Below are 19,609 nucleotides of genomic sequence, written 5' to 3' on the forward strand. Positions count from 1 at the left end.
GCTCGGTAAAAGCGCCCATAATGTAGTTTAATTACATTTTGTGCCTATTAGGGGGATATATGGACATAGTCATTGTTGGCGGCGGCGCTGGCGGCTTAGAGTTAGCAACGCGCTTAGGTCGAAAATTTGGTAAGCGTAAACAAGCCAATATCACCCTGATAGATCGAAACAATACCCACCTTTGGAAACCCCTACTGCACGAAGTAGCCTCTGGCAGTTTAGACATGGGGGTCGATTCGTTAAGTTATCGTGCCCATGCTTATAACCACAAGTTTAAATTCAAACTGGGTTCATTAAGTGGCATTGATCGGGCGGCGAAAGATATTACTTTAGCGCCACTATTTGATGACGATGGTAAAGAGATACTGCCAGAGCGCCGTTTAAGTTATGACATTTTGGTATTAGCGCTTGGCAGCGTGACCAACGATTTTGGCACCGAAGGCGTACGAGACAACGCTATGTTTTTAGATGCGGCCACACAAGCAGAAAGATTTCATATCAAATTACTTAACGGTTTATTAAAGCTAAACCGTCATGCCTCAACCGATTCAAACGCAGTTTATCGTATTGCTATTGTTGGCGCAGGTGCGACGGGAGTTGAATTATCAGCAGAGCTGCATAACACCTTTAATACCATGAAGGCTTATGGCTTAAGCGAGCTGCAATCTGAGCAGTTAAAGATCAGTCTAGTTGAAGCCGGCCCAAGAATATTGCCAGCGTTACCAGAGCGGATATCTGCGTCTGCCCATAAAGAACTGCTCAAGCTGGGTGTTGATGTTAAAACCAATACCTTGGTCGCAAAGTCTGAACCGAATGGTTTTGTGACCAAAGACCAACAGATGATCGAAGCAGACATTCAGGTCTGGGCAGCGGGCATTAAAGTACCCGATGTCTTTGCACAAATGTCAGATTTAGAAACCAACCGCATTAACCAGTGGATAGTTAAGTCAACACTACAAACCACGCTAGATGATCATATCTACGCCTTAGGTGACTGCTGTGCCTACATTATGCCAGACGGTAAACAAGTACCGCCGCGAGCACAATCTGCGCATCAGATGGCAACCCATGTGTATAAAAATATTTGTTTGCAAATGAAAGGGCAGCCCGCTACTAAAGACTATGTCTATACCGACTATGGATCATTAGTTAATTTGAGCCGTTATTCAACCGTAGGCAGTTTAATGGGCGGCTTGGCACAAGGCAGCATGATCATAGAAGGCCGCATAGCTCGTTTCATGTATGTGTCTTTGTATCGTATGCATCAATTGGCGTTACATGGCTGGTTCCGAACCGGACTGCGAATGTTGTCGGACAGTATCAATAAAGTCATTCGGCCTCGATTAAAGTTACACTAAGCAACGGCTTAGTCTCAGGTTGAAATGCCCCAAGCTTGAACTAAGCTGTGATATTATTTTCTAAAATCAATAAACACGAGTAAGCATCTATGCGCCAAGAGTTTAAAGCACTAGTCATTGAGAAAAGTGAAGATAAAACCTTCAGTCGGCACATTAAAACCCGAACGACAGATGACTTGCCCGCAGGTGAAGTTTTGGTCAAGGTTGCATACTCCTCTCTAAACTATAAAGACGCCCTATCTGCGACAGGGAACCCTGGTGTAAGCCGCAACTTCCCGCATACGCCCGGAATAGATGCAGTCGGTGTTGTTGAGGCTTCTGACTCAGCTGCCTTCAGTGTGGGTGATGAAGTAATAGTCACCAGTTATGACCTAGGCATGGGCACCGCCGGTGGGCTTGGGCAATATATACGGGTGCCTGCTGCTTGGGTGCTTAAGAAACCCGCAGAGCTTTCAGCCATAGAAGCAATGGCCTATGGCACAGCAGGGCTTACTGCTGCGCTGATGGTCGGCGCGCTGTTAGATAATGGCGTTACAGCCGATAAGGGCCCGGTACTCGTCACAGGTGCAACAGGCGGAGTAGGTTCCGTGGCCGTTTCTATCTTGGCTAAGTTGGGCTTTCAGGTGACAGCCGCAACGGGTAAAGCAACATCGACAGACTTTTTAAAATCTATTGGTGCAGCTGAAGTGATAGATCGAGCAACTTTACTGGATGCAAGTAAACCGCTATTTAAAGAACACTGGGCAGGCGTCGTCGATGTTGTTGCCGGCGATACATTGTCTAACGCAATAAAATCTTGCCAATACAACGGCGTAGTAACGGCCAGTGGTTTAGTCGGCGCGGTAGATTTTACCACCTCAATCTTCCCATTTATTTTACGCGGTGTTCGCCTCATCGGCATAGACTCCGTTGAGTGCTCAATGGCCGTTCGAATGAAAGCGTGGAATAACCTAGCCGGAGCGTTCAAAGTAGATGATATAATGCAGCTGGTAACGGAAATCCGTTTAGAGCAAGTTGAAGAATCTTTGATGAACATGCTGGAAGGTAAATCACACGGCAGAATCGTTGTGAACATGGCCGATTCGTAAGGCCATCATGACGCATATTTTTAAATCAAATTATTATGACAACGGTTAAAAACAGGAAACACCATGAGCGAACAATATCTAAATAACCCATTACACAGCCTCAAACTAGAAGTGCTGTTAACCGAGTTGGTCGACTTCTATGGTTGGGAAATATTAGCCGCAGCACTGAACTTCAACTGTTTTAAAACCAACCCGTCAATCAAAGGCAGCGTAAAGTTTTTTAGAAAGACTGAATGGGCACGTCATAAATTAGAAGCCTTTTACTTATATCGTTATAAGCACCTACCACGCCCAGACGACAAACAATTTGCCTTACCACCTCGTGATCGCATAATACCAGAAGGGCAAAAACCAAGAGACCCAGTAGTTTTAACCTTAGAAGAGCTAGAACGAATCAACGCACGCAAAGCCGCGAACCCACATAAGCCAACACGTGGCCGACCAGGTGGTGGAAGAGATCATTCAAATTCAAGAAGAGACGCACCCTCATCAAACAGTTCAACAAACAGTGACGACCCGTGGGCGAATGCGCGGAAGTTGTTAGCTGAAAAGAAAAACGACGATAGCTAAGCTTTGTTGATCACCAGCTGTTTGAATAGATAAATTACAAACAGCTCAACCGAAACTCATCATCTAAATTCAATGGCAAAATCAAGGTGCTAAATTGTTGACCGTTAGAGTTAGCACACAGTCCATCTCGTACCTGTTTATTAGACACATATTTTTCTTGATACTCTGCGATAAAAACGGCTTTACCTTGGTCAACAAATGGCTTTAACAAAGCGCACTCATCATATTCAAAGCACTGTTCATTAACGGTAAAATCAAAGTAATCAACGAGTTGAACTATTTGGTCTAAATCATTCTTTAAACCAATCGCCAAGCCACGTTCGTGAGCTTCAATCGCCAGAAAGCGGTTATAGTCTAATTGATCCGAAGCCGTGAAATTAAACCCAGGATTATTGGTGTAGCCATCTACATTATCAGGCTCAACACCATCGCAACCCTTATTCACCGCAAGATCAAGACGCAGCTTCATGATTTCCCGAACATTTGAAGAACGAATATCTAACCACCGCTCCCCCGGCCAACCATCAAGGTTATTGCCTAAGTCCCAAGCATTAAACTCCCCAGCATCAGAACGCCACTCTTCATAAGAACCCGCAGAGAAATAACAGATTACCTTGATGTTTTTTGATTGTAGTTGTTGGATAAGAAAAACAGGTGAATCAAACAGATCAATATCGTACATATCAACTTTATAACCCGTATTAACCTCACCAGAGAGCTGCCAATGCCAAGTGGCAAATACAGCAGGCTGATACCAGTCTGGAGATTCTTCGTGTGTACTAGCAGGGTTATTATCAGCGCAGCTCGAAAGAGCAACGAGAGATAACAAGGCTAATAGTAGAAATCGCATGTTCGATGCCTGTTTTTGAAAAGTGTCGTTAGGATAGCAAAAGAATCGTCTCTTCACTGTGTTTCGAAGACTCCTACAAAAACTCCACAAAACACGCATTCGTAGGAGCGTTCGGAGCTTGGGGAGACGCGAAGCCAGAAACGTCTCCAAGCTACAAACAAAGTGTTTGAAAATCAAAAACGGTACCTATGTTAGCAAGGGAAGTTCAGTAGCGCAGCGGAGGTTAATGATCGCGCCTGCGCAAGCTAAGGTCGCTCCTACAGGTGGGCCATGCGGTGCTGGAATCCAAAAAGCAAGCATAAAAAAAGCCCCAAATTAAAAGGGGCTTCGTTTTAGGTTATAAAAACAGTTCTGAGCGTAGCTCGAACTTGTTTTTAGCCTTTCATGCTGTTGAAGAACTCAGCGTTGGTTTTGGTGATCTTTAGGCGATCCATCAAAAACTCGATTGCTGCAACGTCTTCCATTTCTGCAAGCAGTTTACGTAAAATCCACATGCGTTGTAGCTCTTCTGGCGAGGTGAGTTTTTCTTCACGACGAGTACCAGAGCGGCGAATGTTAATCGCAGGGAAAATACGCTTTTCAGCAATCTTACGATCCAAATGCACTTCCATGTTACCCGTGCCTTTGAATTCTTCGTAGATAACTTCATCCATCTTAGAACCGGTATCAACCAGCGCCGTCGCGATAATGGTTAAAGAACCACCTTCCTCGACATTACGAGCCGCACCAAAGAAACGCTTAGGGCGCTCAAGCGCGTTCGCATCGACACCACCCGTTAGTACTTTGCCTGAGCTCGGTACGATGGTGTTGTAAGCACGCGCCAAACGCGTAATAGAGTCTAATAAGATAATAACGTCACGCTTGTGTTCAACTAAATGCTTCGCCTTCTCGATAACCGTTAATTAACTAGCGTTTGGTGTTTTAGAAAGAAGGATCACGGGCGTGAAATACTCTCTACTCCCAGTGTCCAATCTCAGATTTACTGGCAGGCACCAGAAAGCTAAATGAGTGCGCTTTGGCACCCATCTCTATTTGTTGTGTGGGTTCTTTTACTACAGGCGCTTCAAGTCATGCCCTAGCATATATTTCACATCAGGATACTCATCTTTAAATACCCTTAACTGTTGCAGTGATCGCACTGCTAGTTCAGCATTTTTCTTTCCCTGAGCTGCGGGAGCCAAATTATTCTTAAAACCAAAACTAAAATGGCTGGCATCACCTACTATCAATACTGCCCCTTGAGTACCGTTTAGTAGGTAGGAAGTATGACCGTTGGTATGGCCTGGGGTACTAATGGCAAAGACTGAACTATCACCAAAAATATCGATCACCGAGTCAAAAGGTGGGATCGATTTCGCTTTAGAAAAATCAATATGCGACCAATTTGGCCGACGATTAAATAAACCACCATTAGCTAAACCCGCAAAGAGGTCATATTCAGCTAAGTTTGCAATAATAGGAATATTAATAGGTAAGTCGTCTAATCCAGAGCTGTGGTCAGGATGAAAGTGAGTCAAAAAAACGCCTTTAATTGATTTATTTCCAGCTGGTAACTGCCCAGCCAATGGTGTTGAAAGCGTATTTTTAATACCACTTATATTCGAAATGAAGCTCATCAATACACCGTAATTGCCTGTATTTTTATTTGTAAACTGCTCTGAAAAGGCGGAATCAAATAAATACTCACCCTGAGTTGGGTGTGATATCCAATGAGATAATACGGGCAAAGATTTATATCGGTCTTGCCACTGCTCGGGTCCTTCTTGTAGAAGCTGATTGCGATCTATTAAAATATCGCCGGCGTGCAAGGTTTTAAGTTCCAAATCTACGGGGGAAGCAAAAATCGACTCCCAAGTGCTTTGACTTGGTCTCGCTGTCTGAAACTCCATGGTTTCAGGCATTGAAATCTTTACTGTAAACAGATAACCCGCAAGCAAAGCTACAAGTAATATTAGTATCACGATAATCACTTTTAAAAAATTCGTAAGGTAAGTCATTGTGTTCACATATTTGGCATGAGCGAACAGTCTAAAGTCTTACCTATAGGTTAGAGTCAAGAGTCATTAAACAATTATTTACTACTTAAAATCGACTGAATCCGTAACTCAAGATTTTCCAAACGCTCAAGCTGAGTCCGTTTTTTTACCAGATCCTGATTCACTTGAGCCATTTTATTATGAACCACACTAACGGCTGCCTTGCACCATGTCTCTGAAGGTTTATCAAAGAAATGCATCAATTCAGATATTTCTTTAAGGGTTAGTTCGAACTCCTTGCAAGTTTTTATAAATTCCATTCGTTTCAGGTCAGTCGCACTGTAAACGCGGTATTTTCCTTCGCGATTAGCGGTAGGTATTAACCCAATTGACTCATAGTGGTGGACTGTCCGAATACTGACGTCAGCTAGAGCAGAGAATTTACCAATTTTCATATTCTTACTGCCATTCAAGATTACGTTATTTATAGTACTATTCATTTTTTGATTTTAACTTCTTTATCCAGGTTCAAGATTCTGTCTTTCATCAGATTCTACCGGTGATAAGACGGCTTGCCAGCTACTAAAAATTAGTCATAAAAAAGCCCCAAATTAAAAGGGGCTTCGTTATCGAGCTTACACCACTCTTCATACTGCTGAAAAACTCAGCGTTGGTTTTGGTGATCTTAAGGCGATCCATCAAAAAATCGATTGCGGCAACGTATACCTTTTCGGCAAACGGTTTACGTAAAATCCACATGCGTTGTGTTGATCATCTCCCCCTATTATTAGCCTAATTGGTTGTTATCCGCTTAGTTTGGACAGTACTTCTTCTTTGTAACTAAACCCTAGTAAACAAAATGACAGGTTAATGACTAGTGGGTCAATTAATGAGAGTTCGTTCCATTTTAAGAGGAATATTATACTCATCAAGGTAAGCCCAACTATGAGTGTTACTAGCCAATATAGCTGAGTGATTTTTCTAGAAAAAAGTTCAGCGAAAACTCCAGCTAGAGCAAAACCGATTACAGTGGACACTAAAATAGGTAAAAAGTTTTGAAAATTCGATTCATATTCACCTAGGTATACTGACACAAAATAGTATGTAACTGGTACAGAAAAAATTCCAAGCCCGTAATGCTGTAGTCTAAAATTCATAGAAGTTGTTCCCTATCCGTAACGAAGCGTATTTTTGGCGCGGTTTATCCCTGTCGCGCGATATTAGTTTTTCAAGTCGCGAGCATAAAGTTGATTTTTACTATATGCAATTGAAAAATATATTAGGGTAACAGCGAAAGGCCAATCAAAAACAACTTTAATACCTAGAATAAAGCTTCCGAGTCATATCCAGTCAATTGAAATATGACGGCTGATTAGCTGCAAGTAAAACCCGTTGTCGTTACATCGCGCCTGCGCAGGGTTCGGTCGCTCCTACAAGTGAATTTTGTGGGGCTGGAGCTCAGGGCTGTATCAGATACATGCGTGGGTGAGGGGGTGAATTTAAAAGTGAATGACTGTTTGAGCGAAGCGAGTTGTTATGAACGGCTTAAATTTATACCGGAACCCAAAAGCGGGTATCGTGGCACTAAACATAAAAAAAGCCCCAAATTAAAAGGGGCTTCGTGTTAGGTTATAAAAACAGTTCAGAGCGTAGCTCGAACTTGTTTTTACCCCTTCATGCTGTTGAAGAACTCAGCGTTAGTTTTGGTGATCTTTAAGCGATCCATCAAAAACTCGATTGCGGCAACGTCTTCCATTTCTGCAAGCAGTTTACGTAAAATCCACATGCGTTGTAGCTCTTCTGGCGAGGTGAGTTTTTCTTCTCGACGAGTACCAGAGCGGCGAATGTTAATTGCAGGGAAAATACGTTTTTCAGCAATCTTACGATCCAAATGCACTTCCATGTTACCCGTGCCTTTGAATTCTTCGTAGATAACTTCATCCATCTTAGAACCGGTATCAACCAGCGCCGTCGCGATAATGGTTAAAGAACCACCTTCCTCGACATTACGAGCCGCACCAAAGAAACGCTTAGGGCGCTCAAGCGCGTTCGCATCGACACCACCCGTTAGTACTTTGCCTGAGCTCGGTACAATGGTGTTGTAAGCACGTGCTAATCGCGTAATAGAGTCTAATAAGATAATAACGTCACGCTTGTGTTCGACTAAACGCTTGGCTTTCTCGATAACCATTTCAGCCACTTGAACGTGACGTGCTGGCGGCTCATCGAACGTCGAAGCAATTACTTCGCCGCGTACAGAACGCTGCATTTCAGTTACTTCTTCAGGACGCTCATCAATAAGCAAAACGATTAAATGTGCATCTGGGTCATCATTTTTGATGGCCTGAGCAACGTTTTGTAATAAAAGAGTTTTACCGGCTTTCGGCGGCGAAACAATCAAACCACGCTGGCCTTTCCCGATTGGCGAAGCCAAATCAAGAATACGACCCGCCATATCTTCAGTAGAACCGTTACCGGTTTCTAGCTTAAGACGGTCTTCTGGGAAGAGAGGAGTGAGGTTTTCAAATAAGATTTTGTTCTTCGAGCTTTCTAACGACGCGAAGTTGATCGAGTCTACCTTCAAGAGGGCAAAATAACGCTCGCCGTCTTTTGGTGGCCGGATCTTCCCTGCGATGGTGTCACCCGTTCGGAGGTTGAAGCGTCTAATTTGGCTCGGCGATACATAGATGTCATCTGGACCGGCTAAATAAGAAGCTGACGCACTTCGTAAGAACCCAAAACCGTCTTGTAATATTTCAAGCACACCTTCGCCGTAGATGTCTTCGCCACCTTTAGCATGTCGCTTTAAAATAGTAAAAATAAGGTCTTGTTTGCGTGTTCTATTGATGTTTTCTAATCCCATTTCCTTCGCAATGTCGAGAAGTTCTGGGACGGCTTTGGTTTTTAAGTCACTAAGATTCATAGATTTTTTAACTTGAAAGTAGGGGGAGCTGATTGCTCAGAGGGTTATATTTGAGGGTTTTTTGTTCGATTCAGTTAATATAGGCGGTGATTTTAAGGCTGTCCAGCGTTAATTTCCCTGAAACACATAAAAAGTGCTTCAGGGATTCACTTTTTAGCTATTTGCTTGAATGAATTCAAGCAGCTGAGACTTAGACAGCGCGCCAACTTTAGTTGCGGCTACTTCGCCATTTTTAAAGATCATCAACGTTGGGATACCACGAATACCATACTTTGGTGGTGTATTCGGATTGTCGTCGATGTTCAATTTGGCCACAGACATCTTGCCGCTGTATTCATTTGCTACTTCTTCAAGAACCGGCGCTATCATCTTGCACGGACCACACCATTCTGCCCAGTAATCTACTAGTACAGGCTGTTCGCTGCGCAATACATCAGATTCAAAGCTGTCATCAGTTACGTTAAGAATATTTTCGCTCATGTTGGTTATATAGTTTCGCTTAGAGTTGAGTTCCAGAGTTTACCCTTTCCGAGACCTCTGTCCAATAGTTGGGTTGAAAAAAGCTGCAAGTTTATAGCTGCCAGCTGCAAGTAAGTTCAAATGATACAATCACGCTGCTGAGCTTTCGTTGCTCTGTCCGTGGTGTTCCGATATTACCCACAGCCCACAGCCCACAGCCCACAGCCCAAAACCGTATTTAATCTTTTACTTGCAGCTTGCAGCTCAAAACTTGCAGCTTCTAACCTCGTAAAAGCTCCGCCGCGGCGACGGCAAAATAAGTCAAAATCCCATCCGCGCCGGCGCGTTTGAACGCTAACAAACTTTCCATCATCACTTTGTCGTGGTCTAGCCAGCCATTTTGGGCGGCGGCTTGGATCATGGCGTATTCGCCGCTGACTTGGTAGGCGAAGGTTGGGGCTGATAGTTCGGTTTTTACGCGATGTACGACGTCTAGGTAGGGCATACCTGGTTTAACCATGACCATGTCGGCGCCTTCTTCTAGGTCTAGGCGTACTTCGTGAATGGCTTCGTCGCTGTTGGCGGGGTCCATTTGGTAGGTTTCTTTGCTGCTTTTGCCTAGGTTGCCGGCTGAACCAACGGCGTCACGGAAGGGGCCGTAGAAGCTTGAGGCGTATTTGGCGGCGTAGGCCATGATTAGGGTGTTGATGAAGCCTTCTGCTTCGAGCTTTTGGCGTATTGCGCCGATGCGGCCGTCCATCATGTCGCTTGGGGCGATGACATCGGCACCGGCTTGGGCGTGTGATAGGGCTTGTTTAACTAGTATATCTTTGGTGATGTCGTTTAACACATAGCCGTTGTCGTCGATGATGCCGTCTTGGCCGTGGGTGGTGAACGGGTCAAGGGCGACGTCAGTCATGATGCCTAACTCGGGCAGTGCTGTTTTTAACGCGCGTACGGCTCGTTGGGCTAAACCATCTGGGTTGTAGGCTTCTTCGGCCATTTCAGATTTTGCTTCGATGGGTGTAACTGGGAATATGGCTAGCATAGGAATGCCTAAGTCGGCCCAAGTTTTGGCCGATTCTACCAGTAAATCAATGGATAAACGCTCTACGCCCGGCATTGAGGGCACGGCTTCACGTTGGTTTGTACCTTCTAATACGAAGACTGGGTAGATCAGGTCATCGACACTGAGTTTGTTTTCCCTAACTAGGCGACGTGAAAAATCTTGTGCGCGTAATCGGCGCAAACGGGTGTTTGGAAATGCTCGCATCAGGTCTACCTTAGTAAAATCAGCTAATTTTCACATAGGGTAGCGAGCGGCGCTGCAAAGGGCAAAGCCCTGTTCTATTTTTTACATGATATATGACAGTCGCCCCACGCCTAGGAAACCGTTACAATGTCGCCAGTTTCTCCAATTTGAGCCGACCATGACCGACCAACAAAACCCTAAGCCCGATCAAGACACCACCCATTTTGGCTATAAAACCGTTAAATCAGAAGAAAAACAGGCCATGGTGGCTGATGTTTTCCATTCGGTTGCGGCTAAATACGACATCATGAATGACTTAATGTCGTTCGGTGTTCATCGTGTTTGGAAAAAATACACCATTGAAATGTCGGGTGTGCGAGTCGGCAACCGTGTTTTAGATATAGCCGGTGGTACGGGTGATTTAACGCGCGCCTTTTCAAAGCGTGTTGGGCCGCAAGGCCAGGTTATCTTAGCCGATATTAACGAATCAATGCTAAAAGTAGGTCGCGATAAGCTGGCCGATAAAGGCGTTGCCGGTAATTTAGAGGTGGTACAGGCTAATGCCGAAGTGCTGCCGTTCCCGACAGATTACTTCGATGTTGTCACCATTGCTTTTGGTTTACGTAACGTCACCGATAAAGATAAAGCTATTGCTGAAATGCTTCGGGTGTTGAAGCCAGGCGGTCGTTTACTAGTATTGGAGTTCTCTAAACCTAAGAGTGAACTGCTCAGCAAAGCCTATGACTTGTATTCGTTTAAGGCGTTGCCGCTTATGGGCAAGTTAGTAACACAAGATGCTGATAGCTATCAGTACTTGGCGGAATCTATTCGTAAGCACCCTGATCAAGAAACCTTAAAGCAAATGATGCTCGATGCCGGCTTTGCTCGGGTGAGTTTCCATAACTTAACCGGTGGCATTGTGGCAATGCATCGAGGCGTGAAAGCATGAGTGAATGGTTATGGCCATTGCAGAAATTAATTAATGATGGCCTAGAATACGATCTCGCTTCTAAAGATAAGGTTGCTCGATTAGCGGGAAAGACCTTGGTTTTAGAAACCAGTGAACCAAACTTGGCTATAAGCGTTACGATAGAGTCAGATGGTTTCGTATTTTTGGAGTCGGGGAAAATAGAGCCCTTCGACGCCCTAGTTGCTGGTAAAGCCAGTGACTTATTTGCAGTGATGAAAGCAGAAGACCGCACTGCTGCTATGATGGCGCATCAAATTACCATCGAAGGTGATACGCGCACCTTTTTTACCATTCAAGAAATTATGTCGCATCTCGATATCGATTGGGAAATGGCCATTGGCGATAAAATTGGTGATACAGCAGCCCATGTTGTTGCCGATGGGATCAAGCTTTTCGGGTCTATTTTAAAGAACCAACTGACTTCTTTTGAGCGGACGTCTCGCAACTTTTTCCGTGAAGAAAGCCAATTGCTTGTGCCTAGCAATTTATGGCAACCCCACAAAGATGCCATACAAACATTAAGAATGGATGCAGACCGTGTTGCGGCAAGAATCCGAAAGCTAGCCGCAACGCTGCCTGAGAAGTCAAACGAAGGAAAGCCCCAGTGAGTTCACTGCGATTATTAAAAATTATCTGGGTGTTTGGCCGTTACCGCTTAGACACCTTGCTCGATATCTCTTCACTCCCTTGGTATGTCCGCATTGCGATTGCGTGCTTCCCTTTGCGTTGGTTTTTTCGCGCAACGGGCAGTAACGGTCGGCGTTTACGCTTAGCATTAGAGCATCTTGGTCCGGTGTTCGTGAAGTTTGGCCAAATACTTTCTACTCGTCGTGACCTGTTACCGGAAGATATGGCCACCGAGTTGGCTTTTTTACAAGATCGCGTTGCGCCCTTTTCTAGCGACTTAGCCATAAAGACCATTGAAAAGGCACATGGCCGGCGCGTGACTGAAACCTTTGCGCGCTTTGACAATGAACCTCTGGCTTCGGCATCTATCGCTCAAGTACACACAGCGGCCCTGCACAATGGTGCGGAAGTGGTTGTGAAGGTGATTCGACCTAATATAGAGCCGACCATTCGTAAAGACGTGCGGTTAATGCATTTGTTGGCGCGCTTGCTAGAGCTCAGTACCGATGGCCGTCGCTTACGCCCAGTCGAAGTGGTTGAAGACTTTAAACGCACCATCTTAGATGAGTTCGATTTACTACGAGAAGCAGCCAATGCCTCCATGCTGCGCCGTAACAGCTTAGAAGAAGGCAAGTTGTATGTACCATGGGTTGATTTCGAGCTAACTAAGCGTTCTGTGCTGGTTATGGAGCGCATTTACGGTGTTCCGATAGCAGACATCGATGCGCTAAAAGCCAAAGGTACTGATATGTCAGTCTTGGCTGAACGCGGCGTAGAAATCTTCTTCTCGCAGGTATTTAAAGACTCGTTCTTCCATGCCGATATGCATCCTGGCAATATTTTTGTCGATATATCAGATCCTGCGCAACCAAAATACATTGGTATTGATTGCGGTATTGTGGGTTCGCTTTCGCGCGAAGATCAAGCTTATTTAGCGCAGAACCTGTTGGCCTTTTTTAACCGAGATTATTATCGCGTGGCGCAGTTGCATGTTGAGTCAGGCTGGGTACCTTCTACTACTCGCGTCAATGAGTTTGAAGCCGCCATTCGCAGTGTTTGTGAACCTATTTTTGAAAAGCCGCTGGGCGAGATATCTTTCGGTTTGTTGTTGATACGTTTATTTCAAACGGCAAGACGTTACGATATGACTGTGCAGCCTCAACTCGTTTTACTGCAAAAAACACTGTTGAATATTGAGGGTTTAGGTCGTCAGCTGTACCCACAACTCGACCTTTGGAAAACCGCTAAGCCTTTTTTAGAACAATGGGTGAAAGACCAAGTAGGGCCAAAACGCTTCTTCGAGACTATTAAACAGCACGCGCCTAGCTGGATAGCCAAAGCCCCTGAAATGCCAGACTTAATCCATACCGCCTTAACTCAGGTTCAATTAGGGTCTAGATCGGAGCAGAATATCGCCGATCACCTAGCGCAAATGGAAAAACAGGCCCAGGTTCAACGCAAAAAGCAGCGTCGCCGGTGGTTGGCGGTTGTGGTGGTCGGTATCGCTATTGTCGTTCCCAATGCTGAGAATTGGATGCCAAGCCTTAACAATAGTCAGTGGCTTGCTGTGGTAATCGGCGTATTGTTGTTTTTGTGGCCATAACATAGATAGAAATCAGTGAAAGGAAATTAAATGAGCGAGATACTCTCCCAATTGGCCGAAACGCTCGAAGCGCGTAAAAAAGCGACCCCTGACTCTTCTTATGTCGCTTCTCTACATGCTAAAGGGCTCGACAAAATACTTGAAAAAGTGGGCGAAGAGGCTTTCGAAACGGTTTTAGCGGCGAAAAATGCTGAAAATGATAGCCAGCAAAGAGAAAAGGTAGTTTATGAAACCGCCGACCTGTGGTTTCATACGTTAGTCATGTTATCGCGGTTAAATATTCATCCAGATGAAATATTAGCCGAGCTTGCCCGACGTGAAGGCTTATCTGGGCTCGAAGAAAAAGCCAGTCGGCAAAAATAAAGAGTTCAATCGAGGCTTAATTATGTCAGATTGTTTGTTTTGTAAGATCATCGCTGGAGATATTCCATCGAAAAAGGTTTATGAAGACGATGAATATTTAGCCTTTTGGGATATAGCCCCAAAAGCACCTGTTCATATTTTGCTCATACCCAAAAAACATGTCACCAGTCTATACCATTTGGATGATAGTAATGTGAGTGTGGTTCAGGGCATGATGAGTAAAGCGCCAGAAATTGCCAAGCTTATGGAGTTAAACGACGGCTTTAGAGCGGTTGTGAATACCGGTGATGGGGGTGGTCAAGAAGTAGGGCACATACATTTTCACATTCTAGGCGATGTCCGTAAGGCAACCTGGAGTGGTTTTCCGCTACAAGATAATTAAAAGAGGATCTTAAAATGGGTTTTGGTGGTATTTCTATTTGGCAGTTATTAATTGTATTGGCAATCGTGATTCTAATTTTCGGAACTAAGCGTTTGAAGAACATTGGTGGCGATATGGGTGGCGCAATCAAGAGTTTTAAAACGGCGATGAACGAAGATGAGAAAAAGCCTGAGTCTCTTGAAGGCAAAGACAAAACAGATGCGAACTTCAGTGAAGTGAAATCTGAAGAAAAAGTTGAAGAAAAAAAGTAAGCTTTTAAGCGGAAGTAGATAATCATGTTTGATATCGGATTCACTGAACTTCTAGTGTTGGCAGTTATTGGTATGGTCGTTATTGGGCCAGAAAAGCTGCCGACCGTTATGCGAACTGTTGGCAAAGCGACGGGCCAAGCTCGTCGCTTTCTTACCGGCATTCAAAATCAGATTGAGCAAGAAGTTAAACTCGATGAATTGAATAAAAAAATCATGGCGCAAGAAAAAGAACTTGAAAATAAAATACTGTCGCCTCATGAAACTGAAGATGCAGAGATTCCAGCAAGCGCACCCGAACAGCCTATTGTTCAGGAAGATTCTCCAACCTTAGCGGAAAAAACAGAACAAGATGACGTCTCAAAATCCTAATGAAAACGCTATGCCCTTGGTTGAGCACTTAAAAGAACTGCGTGATCGGTTGCTAAGATCAGTTTTAGCCATTTTAGTTCTTTTTGTTGGTTTGTATTTCTTTTCTGGTGAAATGTATTTGATATTGGTTGAGCCACTCAATGCGCTTATCGCCAATAAAGAAAATGCATCCTTAATCGCTACGGGCGTTGCCTCACCCTTTTTAGTGCCTCTGAAGCTAGCATTCGTTATGGCTGCGTTACTGGCCATGCCTTATATATTGCACCAGGTTTGGGGTTTTATTGCACCGGCACTTTATAAGCATGAGCGTTCGCTTGCGGTACCCTTGTTTATCACCAGTGTTATTTTATTTTATAGCGGTGTTGCCTTCGTTTATTTTGTTGTTTTGCCATTGGTGTTTGGATTCTTTACTGGATCTGGCCCAGAAGGTATCAACATCATGCCAGATATATCTAACGTTCTTGATTTCTGTTTGAAAATGTTCTTTTCGTTTGGGATTGCCTTTGAAATTCCGATAGCGACCTTTTTAATGGTTAGGGGCGGTTTTGTTTCTGTTAAAGCATTAGGTGAAAAACGACCGTACATTTTCGTCGGCTGCTTTGTCATAGGCATGTTACTAACCCCGCCTGATGTTATATCTCAAAGTATCTTAGCGGTTCCAATGTACGCGTTATTTGAACTAGGCCTATTAATGAGCCGGTTCTTACCGAAAGCAGTTAGAGAAGAAGACCCTCAGTAAATCAACTGTGCTATTGTTGAAGATAGCCATATTGATAATATTTTGAGTGCCCACGTTACTATCATAGCGCTTGGGCACATTAAACCTGCCCCGAAATTGCATATTCCCGAGCAAAACGTGAGTTAATTCCTCTTTTTTTGCCAATCAGTTCACATATAGTGCGTGCGGAATGCGCAGCAATGGCATTTAGCAGCTATACCTTGTAAATAGTCTTGAAAGCGTTCTCACTGCTATGCAGGAAACCTTACGAATAGCGTTATTTTGCTTAGAAGATAAAGTTAAAGACGTTTTATCTCCAATGCTGGCCGAATCCGGTCACATTATCAGCGAAGTAGAGTCGATCTTCTCAAATATGGATATCGACCTCATCCTGTTTACGCCTGGCGAAAAAGCGCTAGAATTTTTTAAAATGCATCGAGAAAACGGCGTGTGGCTCGCAGTTGAATCCGAGTTTATTGAGCCTCGATTCAGTGCCTTGCTAGAGCTAGGCGTACACGATGTACTCACGTTAGATGAACTCACCCGAAAAAGCCTCAGCCAGTCGTTACTGCGCGCGCTTCATCGTCGAGAAATAGTATCAAGTACGATTCTGCACGACTCACTCACGGGCAGCCTTAATGCGGAAGGCTTCGTTGCACATCTAGATAGAGCCGCTGAAGCCGTTTCCAAAAGTGGCAAGCCATTTGGTGTTATCTCTGTCGATATATCAAAGTTTCAAAAAATTAATGAAGCACACGGCTACGCTTTTGCGAATCAGCTGCTATGTCTAGTTGCTCAACGCTTGGCCTTAATACTCGGTGGGCGGTTTAGTGTTGGCCGTCTCGGAGGCAATGAATTTTTATTGCTGATTGAAGAACTTGCCGATAAACGCGAGCTCGGTGAGGTGCTTGATATTGTACGGGGTGCATTTAGCCACCATTTTGAACTTTACGGTAAGCGACTTCAGGTAGAAGCCTATATCGGCGCACTGTTATACCCTGAAACGTTTGGTAATTCTGAAGAGCTAATTGCGCAAGCGCATGAGGCCATGGTGACGGGCAAGCGACACAATAAAAATATTTACCTGTACGACCGAGATTCCTCACCTTGGTTTACAATGGATATGGCGGCGGAAATTCGTCGAGCACTTCGTGAGGATGAATTTCAACTGCACTATCAGCCACGCATTGACCTTAAATCAGGCAAGGTCCTTGGCATGGAGGCGTTACTGCGCTGGCCGCACACCAAGCATGGCAATATTCCGCCGACCGAGTTTATTTATGTAGCGGAAAGCAGTGGCATGATACTTCCTCTTGGTAATTGGGTGCTCAGTCAAGCTGAAAAGGACATTAAAACACTAGAATCTCAAGGCGTTATTGGTCTGAATATAGCGGTAAACCTCAGCTTTAAACAACTGCAAGATTTGGCATTTTGCGAAACGCTGCCGGCCCGTATTAAACATTGGCAGTATAGCCAATCTCAGTTGGAGTTCGAGCTTACCGAGACCGCGGTGCTCAGCAACCCTGAACTCGTGAAAGCCACCTTAACGGCGATACACGACATGGGCATAAAAATATCCTTAGATGACTTCGGTACTGGTTATTCAGCGTTAGTGCATGTTAAAGAGTTCCCAATATCGGTGGTGAAAATTGACAAAAGTTTTGTACAACGAATGGAGATAGATCGCTCAACCCATGACATTGTTGAATCGATCATCAGTTTTGCTCATCGGCTTAATTTGGAAGTGGTGGGCGAGGGTATAGAAACGATCGAACAACTTGATGCCCTAAAATCAATGGGCTGTGAACAAGGGCAGGGTTACTATTTTGCAAAAGCATTGCCACTCGATCAGTTTATAGACTTCGTTCGTGAATTTAACAGGGTAGATACAAAGCAGGGTTTAAAAACTTAGTCGCGTTAGGTATTGGACTTTTGCTGCTAAGGCATTTATCTTCATTTTCAAATACTTGAAACAAGGTACTGCATGGATCGTTACGCTGTTATTGGCCATCCCATTACACACAGTTTGTCACCGCAAATACATACGCTATTTGCCGCACAAACTACGCAATCATTAACCTATGAAGGTATTGAACTGCCCTTAACTAGCTTTGAAACGCGGTTATGGCAGCTCATTAAAGAGGGCTATCTTGGCTTTAACGTTACGATGCCCTTTAAAGGTGATGCGTTCGATTTTGTCGATGAGTTAACCGAGCGCGCTAAGCGGGCTCGGGCAGTTAATACCATCAAAATTTTGGCCGATGGCCGAACCATTGGTGATACCACCGATGGCGTTGGTTTGCTCAATGATTTACAGCAGCACTTAAAGTGGACCCTAGAAGATACCCATATTCTTATGCTAGGCGCTGGTGGTGCAGTAAGAGGGGTCTTGGAGCCTCTTATAGAGGCAAACCCCGCTTCGTTAACACTCGCAAATCGAACTCTTGAAAAGGCTGAGGAGCTGGCGGATGATTTTCCTGAAATAACACCTTGCTCCTTTGCTGAACTCAGTGGCCGATTCGACTTAATCATTAATGGGACCTCAGCTAGCCTATCAGGCATGCTACCTCCCATTCCTGAAAGCCTAATTAACCCTGGCGTAAAGTGCTATGACATGATGTACAGCGCCGAACCCACTGCATTTTTAAAGTGGGCAACAAGTTTAGGTGCCGTAGACTTATCCGATGGCTTAGGAATGTTGGTCGGACAAGCGGCAGAAAGCTTTAACTATTGGCGTGGTGTATCGCCAGAGGTTCAGCCAGTTATAGATGAGCTACGCCAACGGTTAACGATCGCGACTTAAATCAGTAAACGAAGCTTAAATTTCCCTGCTATGCTTAACGGGAAGCTTCTAAGTTGGGCGCTCTATCGTGCGTTATTGGTTAATTTTATGCGGGTTGGTGTCCGCGGCTTATGCCTACGACCCCCACCTTTCTATTTTTGCAAATGCAACGCCCGGGCGAGCTTTAAACCCTGGCGTTTCTTTAGAATATGCCAATACCTTTGGCGTACGGACAGTTATCGGCAGTGATATTGGTATTACCGACCCTAATGGCGATAACCAGCGTGCTGTTTTAGTCGCTCTCAATGGGCGTTTACTGTATTCAGCTGGTTTGACCAGCCAATGGTATCCACAGGCCAGTGTTTCCTGGCAGTCAGATTTAAATCAGCTAGATCCTTGGTTAGGTATCGGTTTTCAAAAGGAAGCCATACCTGAAGCAGGGTATTTCCTTGAAGCAAATTGGCGCACACAAAGTGACCGCTTTCGTTTCAAAGCCGGAATACGGATCTGGCTGGATCGTTTTTCTTCTTTAGATACAAGAGTGAGAAGTTCTCAGCCAATGGGTGCCATTTATCGTGCAGGTAAGCCGGTTACGAGTACCAATACCATTGAGCTTGAATCAGAGCAAACAAGCATAGTACAAGAACAAAATATACCGCAGTCGGAGCCATCCGCACCGCCAGCGATAAAAGCTATCCCAGAGCTATCAGATAACCCTCATCCGCTGTCAACAGCCAAACCGTCGACCAGTGAACCAACCATTCAAGTGACGGCAACAAAAGAGACACCCCAGAAAGAGGCCATAGAAGAGCCTTGGTATGTGCAACTAGGGTTGTTTAGCCAGCGAAAGTCCATGGTAGAGCTAGAAGAAGACGTAAGGCTAGCCAAATATGAACAACAACTTACGGCTTGGTATGATCCTTCACGATTGCATTATCGGCTATTGCTTGGACCCTATGAAAAACCCCAAGCTCAGGTTATGCTCGCGGAAATGAAACGATTAAAGTTAGATAGTTTGCTGTTTCAAAAGCCCTAATATTTGCGCCACCAAAAACCTAAGGAGCTGTG

Annotated in this window: 20 protein-coding genes and 1 pseudogene; 14 read left to right on the forward strand and 7 right to left on the reverse strand. The window is 44.6% G+C overall.

The window, feature by feature from the left end; genetic code table 11:
- The first annotated feature begins 59 nt into the window (after positions 1–59).
- The 3 genes from ACI882_RS02065 (at position 60) to ACI882_RS02075 (ending at position 3,016) form a co-directional block, all read left to right on the forward strand.
- The gene (locus ACI882_RS02065; RefSeq protein WP_411743636.1) at positions 60–1,358 is read left to right on the forward strand and encodes an NAD(P)/FAD-dependent oxidoreductase; all 1,299 of its coding nucleotides are present in this window, start codon (positions 60–62) and stop codon (positions 1,356–1,358) included.
- A gap of 89 nt (positions 1,359–1,447) precedes the next feature.
- Positions 1,448–2,446, forward strand: coding sequence for a YhdH/YhfP family quinone oxidoreductase (locus tag ACI882_RS02070; RefSeq protein WP_411743637.1), 999 nt, complete (start codon positions 1,448–1,450; stop codon positions 2,444–2,446).
- A 63-nt stretch (positions 2,447–2,509) separates the two neighbouring features.
- Complete coding sequence (locus ACI882_RS02075) at positions 2,510–3,016, forward strand: VF530 family DNA-binding protein (RefSeq protein WP_411743638.1); 507 nt, start codon at positions 2,510–2,512, stop codon at positions 3,014–3,016.
- A gap of 34 nt (positions 3,017–3,050) precedes the next feature.
- On the opposite strand, the gene ACI882_RS02080 is transcribed toward ACI882_RS02075, so the two are convergent.
- The 7 genes and pseudogenes from ACI882_RS02080 to hemB all read right to left on the reverse strand — a co-directional run bounded on the left by ACI882_RS02080 (position 3,051) and on the right by hemB (position 10,497).
- Entirely contained in the window at positions 3,051–3,866 is an 816-nt protein-coding gene (locus ACI882_RS02080; protein WP_411743639.1) for an endo alpha-1,4 polygalactosaminidase, read from the reverse strand.
- A 374-nt stretch (positions 3,867–4,240) separates the two neighbouring features.
- Positions 4,241–4,762: pseudogene (gene rho, locus ACI882_RS02085) on the reverse strand (transcription termination factor Rho); the annotation flags it as partial.
- A 156-nt stretch (positions 4,763–4,918) separates the two neighbouring features.
- Complete coding sequence (locus ACI882_RS02090) at positions 4,919–5,767, reverse strand: MBL fold metallo-hydrolase (protein ID WP_411743186.1); 849 nt, start codon at positions 5,765–5,767, stop codon at positions 4,919–4,921.
- 170 nt (positions 5,768–5,937) lie between these two features.
- On the reverse strand, positions 5,938–6,297 hold the full coding sequence (locus ACI882_RS02095) for a MerR family transcriptional regulator (RefSeq protein WP_411743187.1): 360 nt from the start codon (positions 6,295–6,297) through the stop codon (positions 5,938–5,940).
- A 1,211-nt stretch (positions 6,298–7,508) separates the two neighbouring features.
- Positions 7,509–8,765 (reverse strand): transcription termination factor Rho, encoded by a 1,257-nt coding sequence (gene rho, locus ACI882_RS02100; protein ID WP_411743188.1) that lies wholly within the window; start codon positions 8,763–8,765, stop codon positions 7,509–7,511.
- A gap of 153 nt (positions 8,766–8,918) precedes the next feature.
- Positions 8,919–9,245 (reverse strand): thioredoxin TrxA, encoded by a 327-nt coding sequence (trxA, locus tag ACI882_RS02105; RefSeq protein ID WP_411743189.1) that lies wholly within the window; start codon positions 9,243–9,245, stop codon positions 8,919–8,921.
- 259 nt (positions 9,246–9,504) lie between these two features.
- A complete protein-coding gene (hemB, locus tag ACI882_RS02110) occupies positions 9,505–10,497 on the reverse strand; it encodes a porphobilinogen synthase (protein WP_411743190.1) in 993 nt (330 codons plus the stop codon).
- Positions 10,498–10,654: 157 nt separating this feature from the next.
- Here hemB and ubiE point away from each other — a divergent pair, with 157 nt between their 5' ends.
- The 11 genes from ubiE to ACI882_RS02165 all read left to right on the forward strand — a co-directional run bounded on the left by ubiE (position 10,655) and on the right by ACI882_RS02165 (position 19,577).
- The gene (ubiE, locus tag ACI882_RS02115; RefSeq protein ID WP_411743191.1) at positions 10,655–11,425 is read left to right on the forward strand and encodes a bifunctional demethylmenaquinone methyltransferase/2-methoxy-6-polyprenyl-1,4-benzoquinol methylase UbiE; all 771 of its coding nucleotides are present in this window, start codon (positions 10,655–10,657) and stop codon (positions 11,423–11,425) included.
- The gene (locus ACI882_RS02120) at positions 11,422–12,054 is read left to right on the forward strand and encodes an SCP2 domain-containing protein (protein WP_411743192.1); all 633 of its coding nucleotides are present in this window, start codon (positions 11,422–11,424) and stop codon (positions 12,052–12,054) included. Before ubiE ends, ACI882_RS02120 begins: the two co-directional genes overlap by 4 nt.
- Complete coding sequence (ubiB, locus tag ACI882_RS02125; protein ID WP_411743193.1) at positions 12,051–13,676, forward strand: ubiquinone biosynthesis regulatory protein kinase UbiB; 1,626 nt, start codon at positions 12,051–12,053, stop codon at positions 13,674–13,676. Before ACI882_RS02120 ends, ubiB begins: the two co-directional genes overlap by 4 nt.
- Before the next feature lie 30 nt (positions 13,677–13,706).
- Positions 13,707–14,039, forward strand: coding sequence for a phosphoribosyl-ATP diphosphatase (locus tag ACI882_RS02130; protein ID WP_411743194.1), 333 nt, complete (start codon positions 13,707–13,709; stop codon positions 14,037–14,039).
- A gap of 22 nt (positions 14,040–14,061) precedes the next feature.
- A complete protein-coding gene (locus ACI882_RS02135; RefSeq protein WP_411743195.1) occupies positions 14,062–14,421 on the forward strand; it encodes a histidine triad nucleotide-binding protein in 360 nt (119 codons plus the stop codon).
- Positions 14,422–14,435: 14 nt separating this feature from the next.
- A complete protein-coding gene (gene tatA / locus ACI882_RS02140) occupies positions 14,436–14,672 on the forward strand; it encodes a Sec-independent protein translocase subunit TatA (protein ID WP_411743196.1) in 237 nt (78 codons plus the stop codon).
- Positions 14,673–14,696: 24 nt separating this feature from the next.
- The gene (gene tatB, locus ACI882_RS02145; protein WP_411743197.1) at positions 14,697–15,041 is read left to right on the forward strand and encodes a Sec-independent protein translocase protein TatB; all 345 of its coding nucleotides are present in this window, start codon (positions 14,697–14,699) and stop codon (positions 15,039–15,041) included.
- Positions 15,022–15,780, forward strand: a complete 759-nt coding sequence (gene tatC / locus ACI882_RS02150) for a twin-arginine translocase subunit TatC (protein ID WP_411743198.1) — start codon at positions 15,022–15,024, stop codon at positions 15,778–15,780. The genes tatB and tatC overlap by 20 nt, the downstream gene beginning before the upstream one ends.
- Before the next feature lie 232 nt (positions 15,781–16,012).
- A complete protein-coding gene (locus ACI882_RS02155) occupies positions 16,013–17,671 on the forward strand; it encodes a putative bifunctional diguanylate cyclase/phosphodiesterase (protein WP_411743199.1) in 1,659 nt (552 codons plus the stop codon).
- A 72-nt stretch (positions 17,672–17,743) separates the two neighbouring features.
- A complete protein-coding gene (aroE, locus tag ACI882_RS02160; RefSeq protein ID WP_411743200.1) occupies positions 17,744–18,562 on the forward strand; it encodes a shikimate dehydrogenase in 819 nt (272 codons plus the stop codon).
- Positions 18,563–18,629: 67 nt separating this feature from the next.
- Positions 18,630–19,577, forward strand: a complete 948-nt coding sequence (locus ACI882_RS02165; protein ID WP_411743201.1) for an SPOR domain-containing protein — start codon at positions 18,630–18,632, stop codon at positions 19,575–19,577.
- The last annotated feature ends 32 nt before the right edge of the window (positions 19,578–19,609 follow it).

The organism is Reinekea sp., from assembly GCF_046710285.1.
Classification (GTDB): domain Bacteria; phylum Pseudomonadota; class Gammaproteobacteria; order Pseudomonadales; family Natronospirillaceae; genus Reinekea.